This window comes from Xenorhabdus japonica, from assembly GCF_900115195.1.
In the GTDB taxonomy this organism is placed as follows: Bacteria; Pseudomonadota; Gammaproteobacteria; order Enterobacterales; family Enterobacteriaceae; genus Xenorhabdus; species Xenorhabdus japonica.
In genome coordinates, this window is record NZ_FOVO01000015.1 from 36,211 (window position 1) to 56,401 (window position 20,191).

The 20,191-nt window shown below is 43.3% G+C and carries 13 protein-coding genes and 2 pseudogenes; 6 read left to right on the forward strand and 9 right to left on the reverse strand.

Going from position 1 to position 20,191, the window contains the following annotated elements; all coding sequences use genetic code 11:
• Genes dnaN through gyrB form a run of 3 tightly spaced genes read left to right on the forward strand, consistent with a single transcriptional unit; the run spans position 1 to position 4,659 of the window.
• Entirely contained in the window at positions 1 to 1,101 is a 1,101-nt protein-coding gene (gene dnaN, locus BM135_RS07960; RefSeq protein WP_092519234.1) for a DNA polymerase III subunit beta, read from the forward strand.
• A 33-nt stretch (positions 1,102 to 1,134) separates the two neighbouring features.
• Positions 1,135 to 2,226 (forward strand): DNA replication/repair protein RecF, encoded by a 1,092-nt coding sequence (gene recF, locus BM135_RS07965; protein ID WP_092519235.1) that lies wholly within the window; start codon positions 1,135 to 1,137, stop codon positions 2,224 to 2,226.
• 18 nt (positions 2,227 to 2,244) lie between these two features.
• Positions 2,245 to 4,659 carry a DNA topoisomerase (ATP-hydrolyzing) subunit B gene (gene gyrB / locus BM135_RS07970; RefSeq protein WP_092519236.1) on the forward strand — a complete coding sequence of 805 codons (2,415 nt, stop codon included), beginning with the start codon at positions 2,245 to 2,247 and terminating at the stop codon, positions 4,657 to 4,659.
• A 64-nt stretch (positions 4,660 to 4,723) separates the two neighbouring features.
• On the opposite strand, the gene BM135_RS07975 is transcribed toward gyrB, so the two are convergent.
• The 5 genes from BM135_RS07975 to BM135_RS07995 all read right to left on the reverse strand — a co-directional run bounded on the left by BM135_RS07975 (position 4,724) and on the right by BM135_RS07995 (position 11,326).
• Complete coding sequence (locus tag BM135_RS07975) at positions 4,724 to 5,353, reverse strand: hypothetical protein (RefSeq protein ID WP_092519237.1); 630 nt, start codon at positions 5,351 to 5,353, stop codon at positions 4,724 to 4,726.
• A 406-nt stretch (positions 5,354 to 5,759) separates the two neighbouring features.
• Complete coding sequence (gene asd / locus BM135_RS07980) at positions 5,760 to 6,878, reverse strand: aspartate-semialdehyde dehydrogenase (protein ID WP_092519238.1); 1,119 nt, start codon at positions 6,876 to 6,878, stop codon at positions 5,760 to 5,762.
• Between the two features lie 174 nt (positions 6,879 to 7,052).
• Positions 7,053 to 8,942 carry an ATP-dependent helicase gene (locus BM135_RS07985; protein WP_092519239.1) on the reverse strand — a complete coding sequence of 630 codons (1,890 nt, stop codon included), beginning with the start codon at positions 8,940 to 8,942 and terminating at the stop codon, positions 7,053 to 7,055.
• A gap of 1 nt (position 8,943) precedes the next feature.
• On the reverse strand, positions 8,944 to 10,767 hold the full coding sequence (locus BM135_RS07990; protein WP_092519240.1) for an ATP-dependent nuclease: 1,824 nt from the start codon (positions 10,765 to 10,767) through the stop codon (positions 8,944 to 8,946).
• Between the two features lie 4 nt (positions 10,768 to 10,771).
• Positions 10,772 to 11,326, reverse strand: coding sequence for a recombinase family protein (locus BM135_RS07995; RefSeq protein ID WP_092519241.1), 555 nt, complete (start codon positions 11,324 to 11,326; stop codon positions 10,772 to 10,774).
• 165 nt (positions 11,327 to 11,491) lie between these two features.
• On the opposite strand from BM135_RS07995, the pseudogene BM135_RS17355 reads away from it, so the two are divergent.
• The 3 genes and pseudogenes from BM135_RS17355 to BM135_RS08005 form a co-directional block, all read left to right on the forward strand.
• Positions 11,492 to 11,902: pseudogene (locus BM135_RS17355) on the forward strand (DUF4158 domain-containing protein); the annotation flags it as partial.
• Entirely contained in the window at positions 11,854 to 12,090 is a 237-nt protein-coding gene (locus BM135_RS17915) for a Tn3 family transposase (RefSeq protein WP_175486023.1), read from the forward strand. The pseudogene BM135_RS17355 and the gene BM135_RS17915, both read left to right, overlap by 49 nt.
• 104 nt (positions 12,091 to 12,194) lie before the next feature.
• A complete protein-coding gene (locus BM135_RS08005) occupies positions 12,195 to 12,377 on the forward strand; it encodes a hypothetical protein (protein ID WP_139204089.1) in 183 nt (60 codons plus the stop codon).
• Positions 12,378 to 12,462: 85 nt separating this feature from the next.
• Here BM135_RS08005 and BM135_RS08010 read toward each other — a convergent pair whose 3' ends face one another.
• From BM135_RS08010 to BM135_RS08025, 4 genes and pseudogenes are all read right to left on the reverse strand, one after another.
• Entirely contained in the window at positions 12,463 to 13,926 is a 1,464-nt protein-coding gene (locus tag BM135_RS08010; RefSeq protein WP_092519243.1) for an amidase, read from the reverse strand.
• A gap of 200 nt (positions 13,927 to 14,126) precedes the next feature.
• Positions 14,127 to 15,575 (reverse strand): flavin-containing monooxygenase, encoded by a 1,449-nt coding sequence (locus BM135_RS08015; protein WP_092519244.1) that lies wholly within the window; start codon positions 15,573 to 15,575, stop codon positions 14,127 to 14,129.
• A 184-nt stretch (positions 15,576 to 15,759) separates the two neighbouring features.
• Positions 15,760 to 16,761 (reverse strand): annotated as a pseudogene (locus BM135_RS08020) (Fic family protein).
• A gap of 256 nt (positions 16,762 to 17,017) precedes the next feature.
• On the reverse strand, positions 17,018 to 20,191 hold the full coding sequence (locus BM135_RS08025; RefSeq protein WP_245737330.1) for a type III restriction-modification system endonuclease: 3,174 nt from the start codon (positions 20,189 to 20,191) through the stop codon (positions 17,018 to 17,020).

Genomic DNA, 20,191 nt, shown 5'->3' on the forward strand with positions numbered 1-20,191 from the left:
ATGAAATTCATCATTGAACGTGAGCAATTATTAAAACCTTTGCAGCAGGTGAGCAGCCCTTTGAGCGGCCGCCCTACTCTGCCCATTTTAGGTAACTTATTATTACAGGTCACAACAGGTTCTCTGTTGCTGACAGGCACCGATTTGGAAATGGAAATGAAGGCTCGGGTTACACTTGCCCAGCCACATGAACAAGGTGCAACCACTGTCCCCGCACGTAAATTCTTTGATATCTGGCGCGGGTTGCCTGACGGAGCGAAAATCAGCGTAGAACTGGACGGCGATCGCATTCTCGTCCGTTCTGGTCGCAGCCGCTTTTCGCTCTCGACCTTGCCCGCTTCAGATTTTCCCAATCTTGATGACTGGCAGAGCGAAGTCGAATTTTCTCTGCCTCAGGCCACACTGAAACGTCTGATTGAATCCACTCAATTTTCCATGGCGCATCAGGATGTTCGCTATTACTTGAATGGTATGTTGTTTGAAACGGAAGGCGAAGAACTGCGTACCGTAGCCACTGATGGCCATCGTTTGGCGGTTTGCTCCATGAGCATCGGACAAAATCTGCCGTCCCATTCAGTGATCGTACCTCGCAAAGGGGTCATTGAATTAATGCGCCTGCTGGATGGCGGAGACAACCCACTACAACTACAGATTGGCAGCAACAACATCCGTGCCCATGTTGGTGATTTTATCTTCACATCGAAGTTGGTTGATGGCCGTTTTCCTGACTATCGCCACGTACTGCCAAAAAATCCTGATAAAACGTTGGAAGCCAATTGTGACATGCTTAAGCAGGCATTTTCACGGGCAGCGATTTTATCCAACGAAAAATTCCGTGGCGTTCGCATCTATTTAAGTGAAAACCAACTTAGAATTACCGCCAATAATCCGGAGCAAGAAGAAGCAGAAGAGATCGTTGATGTCAGTTATCAGGGCACTGAAATGGAAATTGGCTTCAATGTCAGCTATGTATTGGATGTTCTAAACGCATTAAAATGCGAGCAAGTGAGTCTCCTGCTAACGGATGCCACATCCAGCGTAAAAATTGAGAATTCAGCCAGTCAAGCTGCGACTTATGTCGTGATGCCGATGCGTCTGTAAAGAATGCGCCTATAACAGAATTAACTCATAAATATGATTCTCTCGCGTTTGCTGATCCGCGATTTCCGTAATATCGCGGATGCTGATCTGTCATTGGCAACCGGTTTTAATTTTCTGGTTGGGCCAAACGGTAGCGGCAAAACAAGTATACTGGAAGCCATTTATACATTGGGTCATGGTCGTGCTTTTCGCAGTATTCAGGCGGGAAGAGTCATTCGCCATGACTGCGAAGAGTTCATTCTTCATGGGCGAATTAATCAGCAATCCCATGAACGTATTTTGTCGGTGGGCTTAAGCAAAAACCGTCAAGGCGATAGCAAGGTCAGGATAGATGGCAGTGATGGGCATAAAATTGCTGAATTGGCGAAAATGCTGCCCATGCAACTCATTACGCCAGAAGGTTTTACTTTACTAAATGGTGGCCCAAAATATCGTCGGGCTTTTATTGATTGGGGATGTTTTCACAATGAACCACGTTTTTTTACTGCTTGGGCCAATCTTAAAAGGCTGCTCAAACAGCGGAATGCGGCATTGCGACAAGTCACCCGCTACAGCCAAATCCAGCATTGGGATCGGGAACTTGCTCCGCTGGCAACCGAAATCAGTCAATGGCGGGCTGAGTATATTGCAGGAATTTCCGAGGATATAGAAAAAACCTGCAAACAATTTTTACCTGAATTCACACTCAGCGTCAGCTTCCAACAAGGCTGGGACAAAGAGAGTGAATATGTGGAACTGCTCGCGCGGCAATTTGAGCGCGACAGATCGCTAACCTACACGGCTTCCGGCCCGCATAAAGCCGATCTGCGGATCAGGGCGGACAGTACGCCAGTAGAAGATATGCTGTCCCGTGGTCAGTTAAAGCTACTGATGTGCGCGTTGAGGTTAGCACAGGGTGAATATTTCACCCGACAGAGCGGGCAAAAATGCCTGTATCTGCTTGATGATTTTGCCTCAGAACTGGATGCCGGCCGTCGTCAGCTATTAGCCGAGCGTCTAAAATCTACGCAAGCCCAAGTGTTTGTCAGTGCAATTACACCGGGGCAAGTTACAGACATGATTGATGTAAATAGCAGGATGTTTCGCGTAGAACATGGCAAAATCGAGGTTCAACCACAGGATTAAGATGAGCGAGAAACGTTGATGTCGAATACATATGACTCCTCAAGTATCAAGGTATTAAAAGGGCTGGATGCCGTCCGTAAACGTCCAGGCATGTATATCGGTGATACCGATGATGGTACTGGCCTGCACCACATGGTCTTCGAGGTTGTTGACAACGCTATCGACGAAGCCCTCGCAGGTCATTGTGACAAGATAGTTGTCACGATCCATGCAGATAACTCGGTTTCTGTGCAGGATGATGGCCGCGGTATTCCTACCGGCATACACGAAGAAGAAGGTGTTTCAGCAGCAGAAGTTATCATGACCGTGCTGCATGCGGGGGGTAAATTCGATGACAACTCCTATAAAGTTTCCGGCGGTCTGCATGGCGTAGGGGTTTCTGTTGTTAACGCCTTATCGGAAAAACTGGAACTGACTATCCGTCGTGACGGAAAAGTCCACGAACAGACCTACCACCATGGTGTTCCACAGTCTCCGCTGAACATCGTTGGCGATACCGAACATACAGGAACCACTGTCCGTTTCTGGCCAAGTATGGATACGTTCAAGATTAACACTGAATTCGAATATGATATTCTGGCAAAACGCCTGCGTGAATTATCATTCCTGAACTCTGGTGTTTCGATTCGTTTAGTCGACAAACGTACAAATGCAGAAGATCTCTTCCACTATAAAGGAGGCATCAAAGCGTTTGTTGAGTTCCTGAGCCGTAATAAAAACCCAATTCACCCAAATGTCTTTTATTTCTCTACAGAAAAGGACGGTATTGGCGTTGAAATTTCCATGCAATGGAATGATGGTTTTCAGGAAAACATTTACTGCTTCACCAACAACATTCCTCAGCGCGATGGGGGAACCCATTTAGTTGGTTTCCGTACCGCGATGACCCGTACCCTCAATAGCTATATGGATAAAGAGGGCTACAACAAAAAATCTAAAGTCAGCGCCACTGGTGATGATGCCCGTGAAGGCCTGATTGCAGTAATTTCCGTTAAAGTACCTGATCCTAAATTCTCTTCCCAGACCAAAGATAAGCTGGTTTCTTCCGAAGTGAAGACCGCAGTTGAAACTCTGATGAATGAGAAATTGGTGGAATACCTGCTGGAAAACCCGAACGATGCCAAAACCGTCGTCGGCAAAATCATTGATGCAGCCCGCGCCCGCGAAGCAGCACGTAAAGCCCGTGAAATGACCCGCCGTAAAGGTGCGCTGGATCTGGCTGGATTGCCGGGCAAACTGGCTGACTGCCAGGAGCGCGATCCTGCCCTGTCCGAACTCTACTTGGTGGAGGGTGACTCTGCGGGCGGTTCAGCAAAACAGGGACGCAACCGTAAGAATCAGGCTATCCTGCCATTGAAAGGTAAAATCCTGAACGTTGAGAAAGCGCGCTTTGATAAAATGCTCTCTTCACAGGAAGTCGCAACTTTGATCACAGCGTTGGGCTGCGGTATTGGCCGTGATGAGTACAATCCGGACAAGCTGCGTTATCACAGCATCATTATCATGACCGATGCCGATGTTGATGGTTCTCACATCCGTACCCTGCTGCTGACCTTCTTCTATCGCCAGATGCCGGAAATCATTGAGCGTGGCTATGTTTATATCGCTCAGCCACCACTGTACAAAGTGAAGAAAGGCAAACAAGAGCAATACATCAAAGATGACGATGCAATGGAAGCGTACCAGATGTCCATCGCATTGGATGGCGCAGCGTTGTACACCAACCCGCATGCTCCGGGGCTGAAAGGTGAAGCATTGGAAAATCTGGTGACTGAGTTCAACACAACCCAGAAAATCATCCGCCGCATGGAGCGCCTGTATCCGCTGGCTCTGCTGAACAGTCTGATTTACCATCCTAAATTGACCGAAGATGCACTGAATGATCAGACAAAAGTGGAAGAGTGGGTAAGCGCGCTGGCTATTCGCCTGAATGATAAAGAACAGCATGGCAGCACTTACAGCTATCACATCCATGAAAATCGTGAACGCCAAGTTTTCGAGCCAGTTCTGTGCATTCGTACACATGGTGTTGATACTAACTACAGTCTGGATTTCGATTTCATCCACGGCGGCGAATACCGCCGCATCACCAAACTGGGTGAATTGCTCGCAAACTTGATCGAAGAAGATGCATATATCGAACGTGGTGAGCGTCGTCAGGCGGTAAGCAGCTTTGAACAGGCTCTGGAATGGCTGACCAAAGAGTCGCGCCGTGGTCTTTCCATCCAACGTTATAAAGGTCTGGGGGAAATGAACCCAGAGCAGTTGTGGGAAACAACTATGAACCCAGAAACGCGTCGTATGATGCGTGTAACCGTGAAAGATGCAATTGCAACTGACCTGCTATTCACAACCCTGATGGGGGATGCGGTTGAACCTCGTCGTGCATTTATTGAAGAAAATGCCCTGAAAGCAGCGAATATCGATATCTAATATCACTGATTAAATTTCATATCCATCCCAGATAACGTACAGTTATCTGGGATAAAAAAATAAATTATTTCTTCAATAATACGTATGAAATAATAACATCAATCTTCTCAGGTTTTTCCAACCATTTATTGAAGACTTTACCTAGCCCATCTTTTTTATAGCTGGCATCACAGCTTGCAGATGTTCCTGATGGGCCTAAGCCATATGATGTTGTGCCATCTTCAGGTTTAACCTGGCATTTATGCGACACAGTAAAATCCTGATATAACCATTTAGGTTCTATTGTACTGAACTCAATGACAACGCCCGGTTTTTTATTAGACAGATACTTTTCTGTTACGTAATTAAAACTAGGTGCAATACCACAAAATGCATTTTCCTCTGTAACACAAGGAACCTCCCGGTATTTATTGGTATCAAAGTCCTTATATTCCTTCATCTGCATTGTTCGATACCAATACATTGCCTCTTGTGCCTCTTTGTTAGCTTTGGCTGCTTTTTTATTTGTCAATGTCACCTTATTAGCAGTATTGACCTCAACGCTCAATGTTCCGTTCTTATACAATGACATCACTTTCGTATCTTTTAAGCCATTTTTTGTGATTAAATCTTCGATTGCTTTATCCGCTATACTAAAATGGCTAACCACCAGCAAAACAGGGAGCAGAAAGAAGTGGCTTTTATTCAATTTCATATAAACCCCTTAAATTAAAAAATAGAATATCCTTGACGTAAAACATCTAACAAATAGAATTAGAATTATGATCTGATTGCATGTTTAAATTTATTTCATTGATATAACTCAACAATAAAATCTAATTCAATCATTATGAGAAAACAAAGAAAAATTAAGTTATAGGAAATTAAAATAAATCAGGCAGATGAAAAAAATTACTTATAATAAAATGATATATTAAATATCAATCACAACAATCACCAATGAATTAAATATATATCCTTATGACAGTTAAATAATTATTATAATTTAATTAATGTAACCATTTCATATTTTAAAAAACCGCCAATATCAGAAATATATTGTATTATTTTTCTTTCATTGACGGCTTATTTCTGCATATTAAATCACAGAACAACTGACCTTAAAGCAAAATACGCAACATACGGCGCAGAGGCTCTGCGGCTCCCCATAGAAGCTGATCACCCACGGTAAAAGCGGATAGGTATTCCGGCCCCATATTCAGTTTACGCAAACGACCCACCGGCGTATTCAATGTGCCAGTCACCGCAGCGGGTGTTAACTCACGCATCGTCAATTCACGATCATTCGGAATAACGCGAACCCAATCATTATGGGAAGCCAACAACATTTCAATTTCATGAATCGGAATGTCTTTTTTCAATTTCAGAGTAAAAGCCTGACTATGGCAGCGCAATGCCCCAATACGGACACACAAGCCATCAATCGGGATCACATTATTGCCCGTATTCAATATTTTGTTGGTTTCTGCCTGACCTTTCCACTCTTCGCGGCTCTGCCCATTTTCCAGTTGCTTATCAATCCACGGGATCAGGCTTCCCGCCAAAGGTACGCCAAATTGATCTGTCGGCAATGCACCGCTGCGGGTAAAATCCGTGACACGTTTTTCAATATCCAAGATCGCAGAAGCCAGATCTTGCAACTCACCTGCAACTTGATTATGCAGCATTCCCATTTGCACCAGCAGTTCACGCATATGGCGAGCACCACCACCAGAAGCTGCCTGATAGGTCGATACCGATGCCCATTCAATCAAATCATTGGCAAACAACCCGCCCAACGACATCAACATCAAACTAACAGTGCAGTTACCACCAACAAAAGTTTTGATACCTTTATTCAGGCTATTCTGAATATGCTGATGGTTAACAGGATCAAGAATAATAACGGCATCATCATTCATGCGCAGGGTAGAAGCAGCATCAATCCAATATCCCTGCCAGCCTGTTGCCTTCAATTTGGGATAAATTTCATTAGTATAATCCCCACCCTGACAGCTAATGATAATATCCAGTGCATTCAGTGCCTCGATATCAAAAGCATCTTGTAATACACCTGATTTTCCTACGCTATTTATTGCAAACTGCGGGGCAGGAAGCCCATGCTGGGAAGTTGTGAAAAAAACCGGATTGATCTCATCAAAATCCCGCTCTTCCAACATCCGCTGCATCAATACTGAGCCGACCATACCACGCCAGCCGATAAAACCTACATTTTTCATCATGGATACCCTGTCTTGAGATAAATTAATCAGACACACTGACCCCATTAAAGCTGACAAAATATAGAGAAAGGTGCAAGCATATTTATGAACTATAGCAGGGGGGTGAAGTCCAATGGAACGAAAACGTACGCTAAGGTAATTAATTAACTCCATTGGATGCTTTCAAAGTACTTACTCTATTTCACTAATGAAACGGGACTTCTGCTGAAACCTAAGATTGCCCCAAGGCATCATTCTCTGCTTAGGATAAGACACATACAGCCAACGCTTGGCTCTCGTCACCGCCACAAAAGCGTTATTGCGTTCCTCGTTGAGCTCTTTGGCCGTCCTGGCCCTGTAATCAGGAAAAACCCCTTCGCACATGCCTATCAAAAATACAATATCCTTTTCCAAACCCTTCATCGTATGCACAGTACTTAGAGTTAGTCCTTCATCTATACTACTTTCAGAAAGTTGCCCTAATGCCAATGCATTTCTAAATGCCACCAATGAATCACTTAAGCCCTTACGCTTAAATCGGGTCCACGTACCACTAAACTCTTTAAGCTCTTCGATACTCAGCTTAACGTCTTCTATTTTATCGTCCGAAATACCGTTGTGATTTTCAACCAACGATGTGAGAAGACCATTAAACTCCTTTATTAACTTGGGAATTTTAGGGTTTTCAACATCTAAGTTATCGATAGTAAAAAGAAGTTTTTCGAATATCGTAGTGTACTCATCAACTGCTGATGAAATTTGAGCTGCCATTTCCCGCAATACATTAGTTGTCCAGTTGGCTGGCTCAGAGATTCTCAGTACTTGACACAACTTCTTCCCATCCACCCAATCTTTAGAATTCAACTTCACCCTAATAGCATAGTCCAAGACCTTTCCGAATCTAGTTGAGGGCTCAAGTTGCCTCTCACCTTTTCTCAAAGAGTAAGGTATCGAATTATCTTCAAGACATTTTTCAAGCTTGCCAAAAACAAATCGATTACGGCCAATCACGACCATATTACCCAGTGAAATCTCGCCTTCAATCTCATCGTGAACTTTCAAATCCAAAAGCTTCTTTATAGTGGCAACAACCGCCGTAGCTTCATCCTCTTCAGAATCAAACTCTGAAATGCTAACGCCACCCTCTAAGGCATAATCAATTTCTGCTTGTGATCTTGGCCGCAACTTGTTTGCCGTACGAATAACCGCCTTAGTGCTGCGATAGTTTTCCTTCAGCTCAAACTGTTGAGGCGTAAAATCATTAATAAAACTTGAACAGAGGTAGTCTTTTGATGATCCATTAAACCCATAAATCATTTGATTAGGGTCTCCTACCATCAGAACACTTTTTATCACATCACCGCAAAGCACCTTGATAAACTCATACTGTGCTTTATTAAGGTCTTGGGCTTCATCAACACAAACATGCTTATACTGTGAGCGGTATATTTTTGCGATCCAGTCATGTGTAAGTAGTATTCGATGCGCATACACTAAAATATCGTCATAATCGATACCGCCACTATTGAGTAATGCAGTCTGATAGTCCTGATATATTTTCCAGATATTGTTATTTGGGTATAGCTCAGTGACTTCGAGCTCTGTAAGCAACTCCCTTTTTATTTTCGAGAATATATCCATATAGGATTGCAGATTTCTTTCCCTGCTTTTTAATTCCTTTGAATCGGTAATAGCGAGATAGTCATCTATATCAATGCCATCTTCACGCAAAGACTGCATAAAGACTTCCATGCGGTCTTTATCTCTATCATATATATGCAACTCCGATGGCAAACCAACGGTATGGCCATATTTCTCCAAAATACGCTGCGCAACCGAATGAATAGTGGCGATCCAGGTCCTTTCTACCTGATCGAAGTCAGTTAAACGCGCACTCATCTCCTCTGCTGCTTTATTCGTGAAGGTAAGGGCGATAACACCGTCTTTTTTTGTTTTCCCCAAAATATGTCGAACACGCTCTGTTAACACTCGCGTCTTACCTGAACCAGCTGATGCAAGTACTTGAATGGCTGTATCCATAGGAGCTTCAACGATCTGGCGCTGAGCATTCGATAGATTCATATCAGACTCCTGACTCAATTTGTTTGAATAGTTCAATGATCTTTTGAGGAAACCTTTCTTTCGGCAACTTAATCAGATTATCGGCAATTGCCTTTGCATAAAGTGGCTTGCTTGAATCCAGAATTTCGAGGATTGCTCGAACTCGCCCATCGTCACCAGTGTAATCCCTCAGCACATCTTCAAAAATAAGCTGCTTACAGGTTCCACAGCTTGGCTTATCAGTTCTAATCCGTTTTAACAATGCGCCATCTTTTTTCCCAATCCACTTATCTATTGCATCGTCACCATCGATTTCCTGAATAGTTTGTTCTATCAACTCATTAAAGCTTTGGCTTAACAGATAGCCTTCGAAATCAGTCCCTTCAAGTATGGTGATATTAGGAGCTTTCTCGATATCAGTAGCCCCAAACACTTTTTCATAATTCTTCTTGAGCTCTTTAACCGTTTTTTCTTCACCATCACTAAATATGAACACTGGTATGTTGAGATCTTTCGCTAAAATAAGAAACGGACGATACTTCGCTCCTGAACCATTGACACCTACGAAATTTATTCCGAGCGAAAAGGGGTGCTTTCCAGTATAGGACTCAAACAATTCTGGCAGGGCTTGCTCTTCCGTCTCCCCTTCCGATAAGACTATTGCTTTTGAAAACAATAGCTCACCACGAGAGTGAACCACCTCTCTTTTCAATTTTCTTAGATCATCGTCTTCAAACTCATCTCTTAGCTGATATACCTGAACCGAATTCTCCGGCTTGCTTAGGGACTTAATTTCATGCAGCTCTGCCAAGCCGGCAATATAAGGCGAGTGAGTACTAATAATCACTTGCCCAGGCACATCAATGAGTTGCCTATATAGTGTCCTCTGCGCATTCGGGTGCAGGTGTGCTTCTGGTTCCTCGGCGGCCAAAATTGGGAAAAACGGCTCAGCTTCCTCTTCGTGATTCTTGGCCAAAAGTTCGGTAAAGGCTTTTACGGTCAACATGGATGCCCAACTACGCGTACCCATACCGTGATATTCCATTGAGAATGAGCTTTTATCAGATTCACCGAAATTCACACTAAACCGCTTTGATAGGTCACGAATCTTCTTCGGAAACGGGGTAAGCTCTGTTTGGCCAGATCCTTCAAATGATTGATTTAAATTGTCCAGGTGGGTCTTCAATCGCTTGAGTGGTTCGCTCTTCTCGATAGCCTCCTTATTGACTTCGGCCACCATCCGCTCCAGTTCAGCAACGTCTTTATCGTCGTACTCAACACTTGATAGCACGCGCCCCACAAATGAAGACTTCTCTTTCAATTCATTATGTATATCTCTTTGCGCATCAATCGGAATAAAAGGCACAGACTCCAATCGCTTACCCAATCTGTTCTTATTGTTAATCCGAACATCTTGCCAGCCAATACGTTCTGGCCACGCATCCAAATGAAACCGATCAACAATGTAGCCGCCCTTCACTCGATCTGGTTTGGCAACGGTCCGTATAGCTACAAACTGACTCCCATCAGGCTCTGACTGAATTTTATCGCCAAATACCTGCTGCCAATCCTCTGAAAATTCTTTCGCTCTAGCACCATCGTCAACCGCTATAAACCGAAGATCGACTGTGATAGCTTCTTGGCGTTTTTCATCTTCGCCTATATGAAAATCTTCATCAGATAAGTAACGCGAGTAGTCACCTATTGCTAACTGCAACGCCTTAATTACTGACGTTTTTCCTGCATTGTTTTGCCCTAGTAAAACGGTTACTCTTGGAAGAGTTATCTCAATATTTGATATTCCTCTAAATCCGGAAATACGAACTGTATCTATCTGAATATTCATTATCTCAAGCCTGTTTATTATTAATTATTTTGTAAACCGTAGAGCGACCTATGTTTAACTTTCTGGCAATTTCTGTAGCCCCAAGGCCTTGCTCACGAAGGGAAAGCACTTCTTTTTTGTTAATCGTAGGTTTTCGACCAAATTTGACTCCTTTGGCCTTTGCTTCTACGCGGCCTTCATATGTTCGCTCAAGTATCCTCTGACGTTCAGCTTGGGCGACCGCTGACAGGATGGTAACCACCATCTTCCCCATCACCCCTTCAGTACTGATCCCATCATCGAGGAACCGGATGGATACACCTATTTCATCAAATTCCTTGATTAGCTGGATCATGTCAGCTGTATCACGGCCCATTCGGTCAAGTTTCTTCACCAAGATAACATCATCTTCTTCCACTTTAAGCCGGAGCATCTGAAGACCTTCGCGATTTGCATGGCTACCTGATACCTTGTCAGTGAAAATTCGGTTGGCACGGACGCCTTCGTCCAGAAGAGCCTTAACCTGTATATCAAGTGACTGTTGACTGGTGGAGACTCTAGCATATCCGAAGAGTCTCATAGCTACTTTGTCTCCCAAATCGATTAGTAGACGTTATGTCTAATAAGTAGTTATTAAGCGATTTAATAGACAGTTTATGCTGCTCACTTTATGATGTCCACCAAGTTATAAATTAATAGACACTAAGAATGTCTCGCATTTTAAACAGCTTTGCTTGGGGGATACATGCCCGTCGATTTTCTAACCTTGGAACAGAAAGCCAGCTATGGGCAATTCTCTGGTGAGCCGAATGAAGTGTAGTTGTCCCGTTACTTTCATCTGAATGAAGCCGACTTGGCTTTTATCAATAATCGGCGCGGTAATCAGAACCGTTTTGGTGTTGCTTTACAGTTGGGCTGCGTTCGATTTCTGGGGATCTTCATATCCAATCTGCCACAGGTTCCAGCTAACGCTCAATGGTTTGTCGCCCGACAGCTTGGGCTTACTGATGTCGCGATATTGTCTACCTACGCGCAACGGGAGACCACTCGGAGGGAACACGCTGCCTTGATCCGGGATCAGTACTAATACCGGGAATTCACCTGGCCGTGGTCGTTCCGGTTGAGTCGTTTGCTCTACACGCGCAGTTGGATCACTTGAAACAACAAAGCGAGGACGTGAAAGAAGAAGACGAAGCCAGATTATCCCCGCTCAGCCATAAGCATGTGAACATGTTGGGGCATTATTCGTTTACCCTTACTGAACAAGTACTAAATGGGCAACTCAGGCCGCTAAAGCAACCATCGGAGCTGGACGAATGCCCCACAGTTTTTATGGTCTCCTAGCACTAGCATTTCTGCATGGACGTGACTGCCATTTTTAAAAGAAAGGGGTTTGGAAAAACCAGACTAAAACCTACGACATGTGGGGCAAAAAATTCTGCATTGTTATGTCAGGTAACCCTTATACCGAATCCGGCAAATTGTTCAAAATTCCCGATATATTGGCAAACCGTGCCGATATTTATAACCTCGGTGAAGCACTGGGGGGTGATAATGCCGGTGTGGGTGATCGCGTGGTTGCTCAGTTGGCTGATTTGGTTGAAAGTGTTCAGACATTGAAGAACAGATAGTTACAGGTTTTTTGTAATATCATTTGATTCAGGTCAGAAGGATGATCCGAACATCATCCTTCTGTTCCTGTCCTGCTAAAGATAATTATCCGACCTGCGATGTACAAGCGATACTTGTTACCAATGGTCGACGGTCTTTCCAAGCCATCTCTTGCTCTAGTTGAGCGGATACCTGGAGTACAGTAGCCTCGTCGCCATAACGACCGACAAGTTGTACACCGATGGGAATACCATCATCGCTCCAGCCAAGCGGCAGTGAAATCGCTGGCTGACCAGTAATGTTGAAAGGAAAGGCGAATACTGAATCTGTCCATTTGTCGTTGTAACGTTCAATGTCAGTCTCCGACATATCATAGTAGCCACTGGGACGCGGTAATTGTGTCAACGTAGGCGTAATGAAAATATCGTAAGGTAAAAGGTCATTGGTTAGCTCTCGTCCGAGCAAGCGGATCTGCTCTATGTCTTTGGAATGTGTTGTACCACTGATCGAACGGCCACGTTCGATAATTGCCCAAGTAATTGGCTCGACATCATCCGGTGTCACTGGCCGTCCAACGATGCTAGATAGGTCATTTAAACTTGACGCTGCCTGCACGAAAATCATGTCTGTATAAGCCTTCCAGGCAACAGTAGTGTCAAACACCATGTCGTGCTCTTCCACTATGTGTCCAAGTCCTTCCAGCGTACGTACCGTTGCCAGCACAGCCTTTTTCACCTGAGCATCAATTGGGGTGCCATTGGAGGGAGTAACGGTGAATCCGACACGTAATTTTCTAGGCTCCTGAGCCAACAGTTCCAACCAAGATAAATCCGGGGTTGGAGGTGTATAGGGATCGCCCGGAAGTGCGCCGGCCACGGCGTCCAGATAAGCGGCAGTGTCTCTTACAGTGCGTGAACAACAGAGAAAACAAGCACCGCCATACCAATAATCACCGACAGGCGCTAGCGTCACACGCCCCCGCGATGGTTTTAGCCCCACGATGCCGCAGCAAGACGCAGGAATACGGATAGATCCAGCACCATCACTGGCTTCACCGATGGGTACAATGCGTGCAGCCACTGCCGCTGCTGTGCCACCACTTGAACCTCCGGCACTAATCCCTTCTTTCCAGGGGTTTTTCGTGATGCCATAGAGCTTCGGCTCAGTGCTGATCGACCAGCCATTCTCTGGCGAATTTGACTTCCCAACCAATATCAATCCCGCACGTTTAATACGTTTTGTCGTCTCTGAGTCAACCGGCGCAATCATATCTTTCAGATAACGGGAGCTATTGGTGAGAGGCGCACCTTTCCATAGAGAGATAAGTTCTTTAAGCAAAAACGGTACGCCAGCAAAGGGGGCATTATGATCAACAGAAGCCGCTGCCTCTCGACCAATATCATAGAGTTTGTGAACTACAGCGTTAAGTTCAGGATTAAGCCGTTCAATACATGTAATAGCCGCTTCTACCAATTCCAAAGGGGTCACCTCACCCTGATGCACTAGTTTAGCTAAACCCAGCGCATCTGACTCGGTATAGGTGGTTATGAGACTCTCAGTTACAGCCATATTATCTTCTCCTATCGAATAGTTACGAGCTTGCTTAAGACATATACAAATTCACTGATTTCACACATTCCTCCTGTCGGTTTATTCCTCAGAAGTTATGCATAATCTTTAGATAAAGACTTTTTCAGCAAATCGAGTCTATAACTATATTTCTGGCTGCCAATTGAACTAAGTAGAATATTCATATGGAAATTAAATAATTATTTCCATTTCAATGCCACATCATCTATCGGCTGCCCCAATACTTCTTTATCTTTTTTATAATCATGTGGAACATGCCAGTTTGGACTCCTCCCCTGACGAGGAAGGTCTTTATCACTACGCTTCACATAACCCGAGCGTAAAGCACCAAACATATGTTCATCAACGACTATCTCATCCGATGAAGCATACGCTGTTACAACTGTGGCATTACGACGATCCATCTCCTTTAACAAACGACAAATATAGTCTGCTGATAAATCAACTTTTAATGTCCAGGCATTATTAATATAACCAAACAAAGAGGCAAAATTAGGAATACCTTGTAACAATGTCCCCTTATAAAACATTAGCTTATGACTTTCTAGTGGTTGTCCGTCAACAGAGAGCTTAATTCCCCCCATAAGTTGTAATTGCAACCCTGTCGCTGTCACTATGATATCCGCAGGTAATTCCTTACCAGACTGCAACAAAATACTGTTTTCAGTAATACGTTCAATCTGATCAGTAACGATAGACGCTTTGCCTTCTCTCAGTACCTTAAATAGATTGCTATCGGGAACAAAGCACAATCTTTCGTCCCATGGCATGTACTTTGGCGTAAGGTGTTTCATGTCAAAAGTAGGGCCAACCTTTCTGCGAGCCAACCAAAGTAAGAATGTTTTCAATAAGTTAGGAAAATATCGACTCACTTTATACAGTGAACTAAAAAAGAAAATATTACGACTTCTGCTCAATGCATAAATCCAACGTTGCGGAACAATGCCTTTTAAAAACTCAGCGATCTTATCCTTGCCCGGTATCGAAAAAATATAGCTAGGGGAACGCTGTAACATAGTGATGTGTTCAGTATCATTGGCCATAGCTGGAAGTAAAGTTACGGCTGTTGCACCACTTCCAATCACAACAACTCGCTTTCCTTTGTAATCCAATGTATCAGGCCAATGTTGTGGATGAACTATCGTGCCTTTGAAATCTTCAAGGCCGGGAAATTGAGGTAAATGTGGTTGATCATAGTTGTAGTAGCCTGTCGCAGAAATAAGAAAATTACAGGTAAATTGCCGTATTTCTCCACTAGCTTCATCAATTGCAGTAATAGCCCATTGATGTGTTTCATTTGACCAATCAGTTTGAGTAATCTTTAATCCAAACTGTATTTTCTTATCAACTCCATACTCTTCCGCCGCTGAATGGAGATAATGTCTAATTGAAAGGCCATCAGCAAAAATGCTGGTATCTGTCCAAGGGCGGAATTTATAGCCGTAGCTCATCATATCTGAATCTGTACGAATGCCCGGATAGCGAAATAAATCCCAAGTTCCACCTATTGCATGACGACGTTCTAAGATCCCCACTTTCTTATTAGGACATTCTCTTTCCAGATGACATGCCATACCAATGCCAGAAACTCCAGCTCCTATGATCAAAATATCATAATGGTTATCCATACAATCCCCCTACAAAAATGCACATTTAATCAAATAAGTATCCTGCACAATCTTCCATGTTATTTTTTATTTGCAGGGGTAACCATTTGCATTTATGTGGGGGGAGTATCACAGTTAGAGACAGCTAATAGCCTGAGTTTTGGTAGAAACAACTGTATTTCCAATCTTAGATTTTCTTAACATGTTATCTAATCCGCCAATATCCCCCTTTTTTCGCATCAACTCGAATCAAGAGTCCATTTTCCTGCAACACTTTGATATTTCTTTCTATTGTTCGAGGATTAACGCCCAAATTATCAGCTAATTGAGATATTGTTATAGAGTGCTGATCAGCGATAAGAGATAAGATTTTTTGCGAAGTCGCATTGAGTGGCTGTGAATTTTCTTCCGACATTTCTACCGACATCGCAGTAGTATTCGGCTTTTTCGTATGAATACTTTCCTTAAGTGCTTCGACTAATTTTTCCAGCATAAAATCAATAAATGACGTACAGTCGCTCGCCTAGTCACATTCTCTAATCACCTGATAATAGGCCTGCTGTTGATAATGAATGATGGTTTCTACTGGTAACCATGCCAACTCTAAACGCCATTCACTTAAAATCAATGTTTGCCATAAATGCCCCATGCGACCATTCCCATCAGCAAATGGATGAATAAATTCAAATTCATAATGAAAGATAGAACTGGCAATCAATGGGTGAATATCAGTCTGCTTTAACCACGTAAGTAGATCGCTAATCAGACGCGATATTTGGCTGGCAGGGGGAGCCATATGGATAAGTTGATTTTCGCGATAAATTCCAACATCACTGCAACGTAATTGCCCTGGTTGATCAATTAACCCCATCATCAACAGTCGGTGTGCTGCCAATAAGTCAGATAATCGGTGACTACGCCAATCCGGTAATTTCTCATAAGCTAATATGGCATTGCGTACTTCCTGAATATCCTTTGCAGGGGCCAATACACGTTTACCATCCATAATTGCTGTGATTTGTTCAATCGATAAACTATTATGCTCAATAGCCAATGACGCTTGTATTGTGCGAATCCGGTTTTCTTTACGCAACAAGGGTGAAATTATCTCACTTTGTACTGACCAACGCCCCAATAACTCGCCTATTTCTATAACACGATTAAGTATAGATGGTGTGATACGGTAAGGAGGTTGGTAAGCCGCCACAATAATTTCCTCTTGAATCGGCCAAGCGTTAAAGTGAGATTACTACATTGGTGTTACAACTACAGTTATGTAATCCTAGTTATGTAAACCTAATGATGTGAACCTAAATTTATAGCGATCTAACCATGAGTGAATATCAATATTATCATTTTGAACGGATTGATGGCGTGCTGTCCACAAAACAAAGCGCCGGAAAAAATCAGCACCTTGTCAGTACCCAGAAGGCACTATTGTTAGTGCCTTGATGCCATTAAGATTAAAAATGAGCACTGAACGTATCAAAGTTATCGACTTTGACAAATTTAGCAGAGTTGGGCACTTCTTTACCGTCTTTGTCTTTGCTTAACGCATTGAAATGCTCAACGCCACACTTGATCTTGGCCTTTTCAGCCTCACGCAGATCATCTGAAAATATGCTTGATTTCGTTTCAACCACAAAGTAAAGCTGCTCCCCCGTTCCATCATCTTTGTCAATTAATACCGCCCAGTCAGGATTGTAACTGCCCAGTGGAGTATCAATCTTGAACCAAGATGGCAGCTTGGAATAAATCTTCACTTCTTCAGCGCCTTCTAGCTTTTCAGCAAAGTTAAACTCGGTATCTGAATCGCAAATGATGTAGTCATATACCGACTTTTCAGCTTTCACCATATCTTTGAGGTAGCCAGTCAGCTCTTCTTCTTGGAAAAGCTCTTGGGAATAGTATGCCTCGTCACCAATACGGTGATATTTAACGCCATCTACAATGACAATACGCATCTGCTTACGGATAACTTCACCAGCTAACTCGATAAAGCGCTGAGGGTTGTTTTTGAAGGATTCCAGCTTATCGCCCAAACCCAGCAGAATATCGATAATTGTCTGACGGGTCAGGTTGGTTTGATCGGTCAGATAAGTCACGATATCTGGCAACTGGAAGTTGCGATTGCGGTAATACTGGATTTTGGTTTTCTCATCGTAGGTTTCCAGTTCAGCTTCAGTAACAGCAACCTTAACCTTGGTGTACTGAAACTTGGCGCTGGCTACCGCTACGTTCGTTCTAATTTCCTTGATACAGTTTCCAACCAGCTCGTTGATACTAAAGTTAACACGATAAGTTGTTTTGTATTTAATACGCCCCCAAAGAGCCTTGAAGTCTTCACCAAGTACAACCTGTTTACCATTTGTATCTTCACACAAGGCTACAGAACGCTTCTCTTCGTGTTTTTTCACGTTTAAGCCTTTTGTCAGTTTCTTTAACGTGGCAACGATGGCATCAGTATGCTCAGCGACACTGGAAGGAAGACTTACCTCATTGTTATTGATAGCAATTTTCAGCATATCCTGAATCTTGCCTTTACTATCGATATAACCTTGAGACAGAAGATGCCGGAAGATCTCTTCTGACTTCTTCGCTCCCAAAAAGGCTTTCTCATCCAGCTCGCCAGAAACAACAATGTTGGCAAATTGGTGAGACTCAACCACACCAAATTTAATGCCTTCCTCCGCTTCAATCTCTTTTTGCAGTTCAGAAACAAAGCTTTCATAAGATTCGTTTGCCATAACGGTCAGAGTATTTACCTCAAAACCGTAAGCCACGCGCTCACCAGATTGATCAACGGCTAAACGTAAGCCACGACCGATTTCCTGTCGTTTTTTAGTAATTGAGCTGGTTTCATTCAACGTACAGATCTGGAAAACATTCGGGTTGTCCCAGCCTTCTTTCAATGCTGAGTGTGAAAAGATAAAGCGCAGCTTCTCGTCTATAGATAGAAGCTTTTCTTTGTCTTTCATGATCAGATTATAGGCCGATTCATCGGCGGCGGTTTTACCCCCTTCGCCTTTAGCTGAAAGCTTCGAGTCAGCAAACTGAGGGTTGCCGGAGGCATCTTTTTTCTTGTCCTGTGCAAAGTAACCATCATGCACTGTTTGAGTGAGTTCTTGCAACGCGACTGCGTTGATGGTGTATTTATCTCCATTATTATCCCAGATTCTCGGGTACAACACGCGATATTTGGGCTTGCTAACCTGCTTGGCAAACTCTTCTTCAAACCACTTGGCAAACTTACCCTGAACAGGAACGCCATCTTTAGAGTAGCCGCGGTAGTTGGCAACCTTATCGATAAAGAACAGACTCAGCACCTTAATACCTTTCTGGCTTAGGATTTTCGAGTGGTCGAGCTTGTCATAGCCCGTTGTTACCTTGTGGTAGAACTTCAGCTCTTTTTCTAGGTGCTCTTCGATAGTTTTGGCTATTTGAATGCGCTTAAAGGCCTCCGAATCCACTTCGCCAATAGCTTGCCCAAGACGCACAATTTCATCACGACTGGTAAAATCAATGTACTCATTACCTTCTTCGCAATAAATATCGTTAACGACATAGCCTTCATAAACACTACGCCCACCCGAAAGTTCGAATAAGTCATTGAGCTGACCATCTTTGATGGTTATTACTTTACGTGGTTGCAGCTTGCCTGTACGCGTTTGAGCATCAATTTCAATCTTGGCAGAAATGGGGGACTTTTTATTATCAACACTCACTAGCTTAATGTAGGCTTGGTTATGCCCGTCTTTAACATCCAGGGAAGCAACCTCAATTTGCTTAACCAGTTTGCGCTCATAGGCATCAATAGCGTCAAGCTTATACAACAGGTGTGGAGCTTCCTTCAACGTGGCTGAATAACGGAATGTACACAGCGGTTTTAAGCTACCAATCGCTTCTTTTCGGTTTGCCGTTGATACAACAGACTGTGGTTCATCAATAATGACGACAGGACGAGTAACCTGAATAAATTCAATAGGCTTCATCCCGTTTAATCTGTCATCTGTACGGTGAATCAGATTCGCCGTAGTTTCCTTCGTAGGATCAGAGAATGACTTACTGAACGCATCAATATTGATCACCATGATTTGAATGTAATCATTGGTAGCAAAGTTACGAACCTGCTCGCGCTTTGATGAGTCATAGACAAAATAGTCATACTGGGCGTTTTTATACTGCTCACGGAAGTGCTGCTCAGTGATTTGCAGTGATTTATAGACGCCTTCTTTAATCGCAATGGACGGCACCACGATAATGAACTTTGTCAGTCCATAACGCTGATTTAGCTCAAAGATAGAACGCAGGTATACATAGGTTTTACCTGTACCTGTTTCCATCTCAACACTGAAATCCAGACTTGGCAGTTCTTGCTTTGCGTTTTCAACCTGTGGCAAGCCATTCTTTAACTGAACATTACGCGTGTTGGCATAAATCTCATCAGGCAATAAGGTAAGAGTATTACCGACACCGATGTCGTTGTTTTTACTAAATATATCCAGCTGCTGATTCGCCAGCACATTATCAGCTACAGTAAAATTGCATTGAAATGTTTCCTGCCCTTCAAACACACCTAAAACAGCTTCAACTGCATCTATTTGGTGTGATAAGTCCGATCTAAATTGAATCTTCAT

Bases quoted from the DNA above. Each gene is read 5' to 3' on its own strand.
- dnaN (WP_092519234.1), top strand. From the start codon at position 1: ATGAAATTCATCATTGAACGTGAGCAATTATTAAAACCTTTGCAGCAG.
- recF (WP_092519235.1), top strand. From the start codon at position 1,135: ATGATTCTCTCGCGTTTGCTGATCCGCGATTTCCGTAATATCGCGGAT.
- gyrB (WP_092519236.1), top strand. From the start codon at position 2,245: ATGTCGAATACATATGACTCCTCAAGTATCAAGGTATTAAAAGGGCTG.
- BM135_RS07975 (WP_092519237.1), bottom strand. From the start codon at position 5,353: ATGAAATTGAATAAAAGCCACTTCTTTCTGCTCCCTGTTTTGCTGGTG.
- asd (WP_092519238.1), bottom strand. From the start codon at position 6,878: ATGAAAAATGTAGGTTTTATCGGCTGGCGTGGTATGGTCGGCTCAGTA.
- BM135_RS07985 (WP_092519239.1), bottom strand. From the start codon at position 8,942: ATGAATCTATCGAATGCTCAGCGCCAGATCGTTGAAGCTCCTATGGAT.
- BM135_RS07990 (WP_092519240.1), bottom strand. From the start codon at position 10,767: ATGAATATTCAGATAGATACAGTTCGTATTTCCGGATTTAGAGGAATA.
- BM135_RS07995 (WP_092519241.1), bottom strand. From the start codon at position 11,326: ATGAGACTCTTCGGATATGCTAGAGTCTCCACCAGTCAACAGTCACTT.
- BM135_RS08005 (WP_139204089.1), top strand. From the start codon at position 12,195: ATGTCAGGTAACCCTTATACCGAATCCGGCAAATTGTTCAAAATTCCC.
- BM135_RS08010 (WP_092519243.1), bottom strand. From the start codon at position 13,926: ATGGCTGTAACTGAGAGTCTCATAACCACCTATACCGAGTCAGATGCG.
- BM135_RS08015 (WP_092519244.1), bottom strand. From the start codon at position 15,575: ATGGATAACCATTATGATATTTTGATCATAGGAGCTGGAGTTTCTGGC.
- BM135_RS08025 (WP_245737330.1), bottom strand. From the start codon at position 20,191: ATGAAGATTCAATTTAGATCGGACTTATCACACCAAATAGATGCAGTT.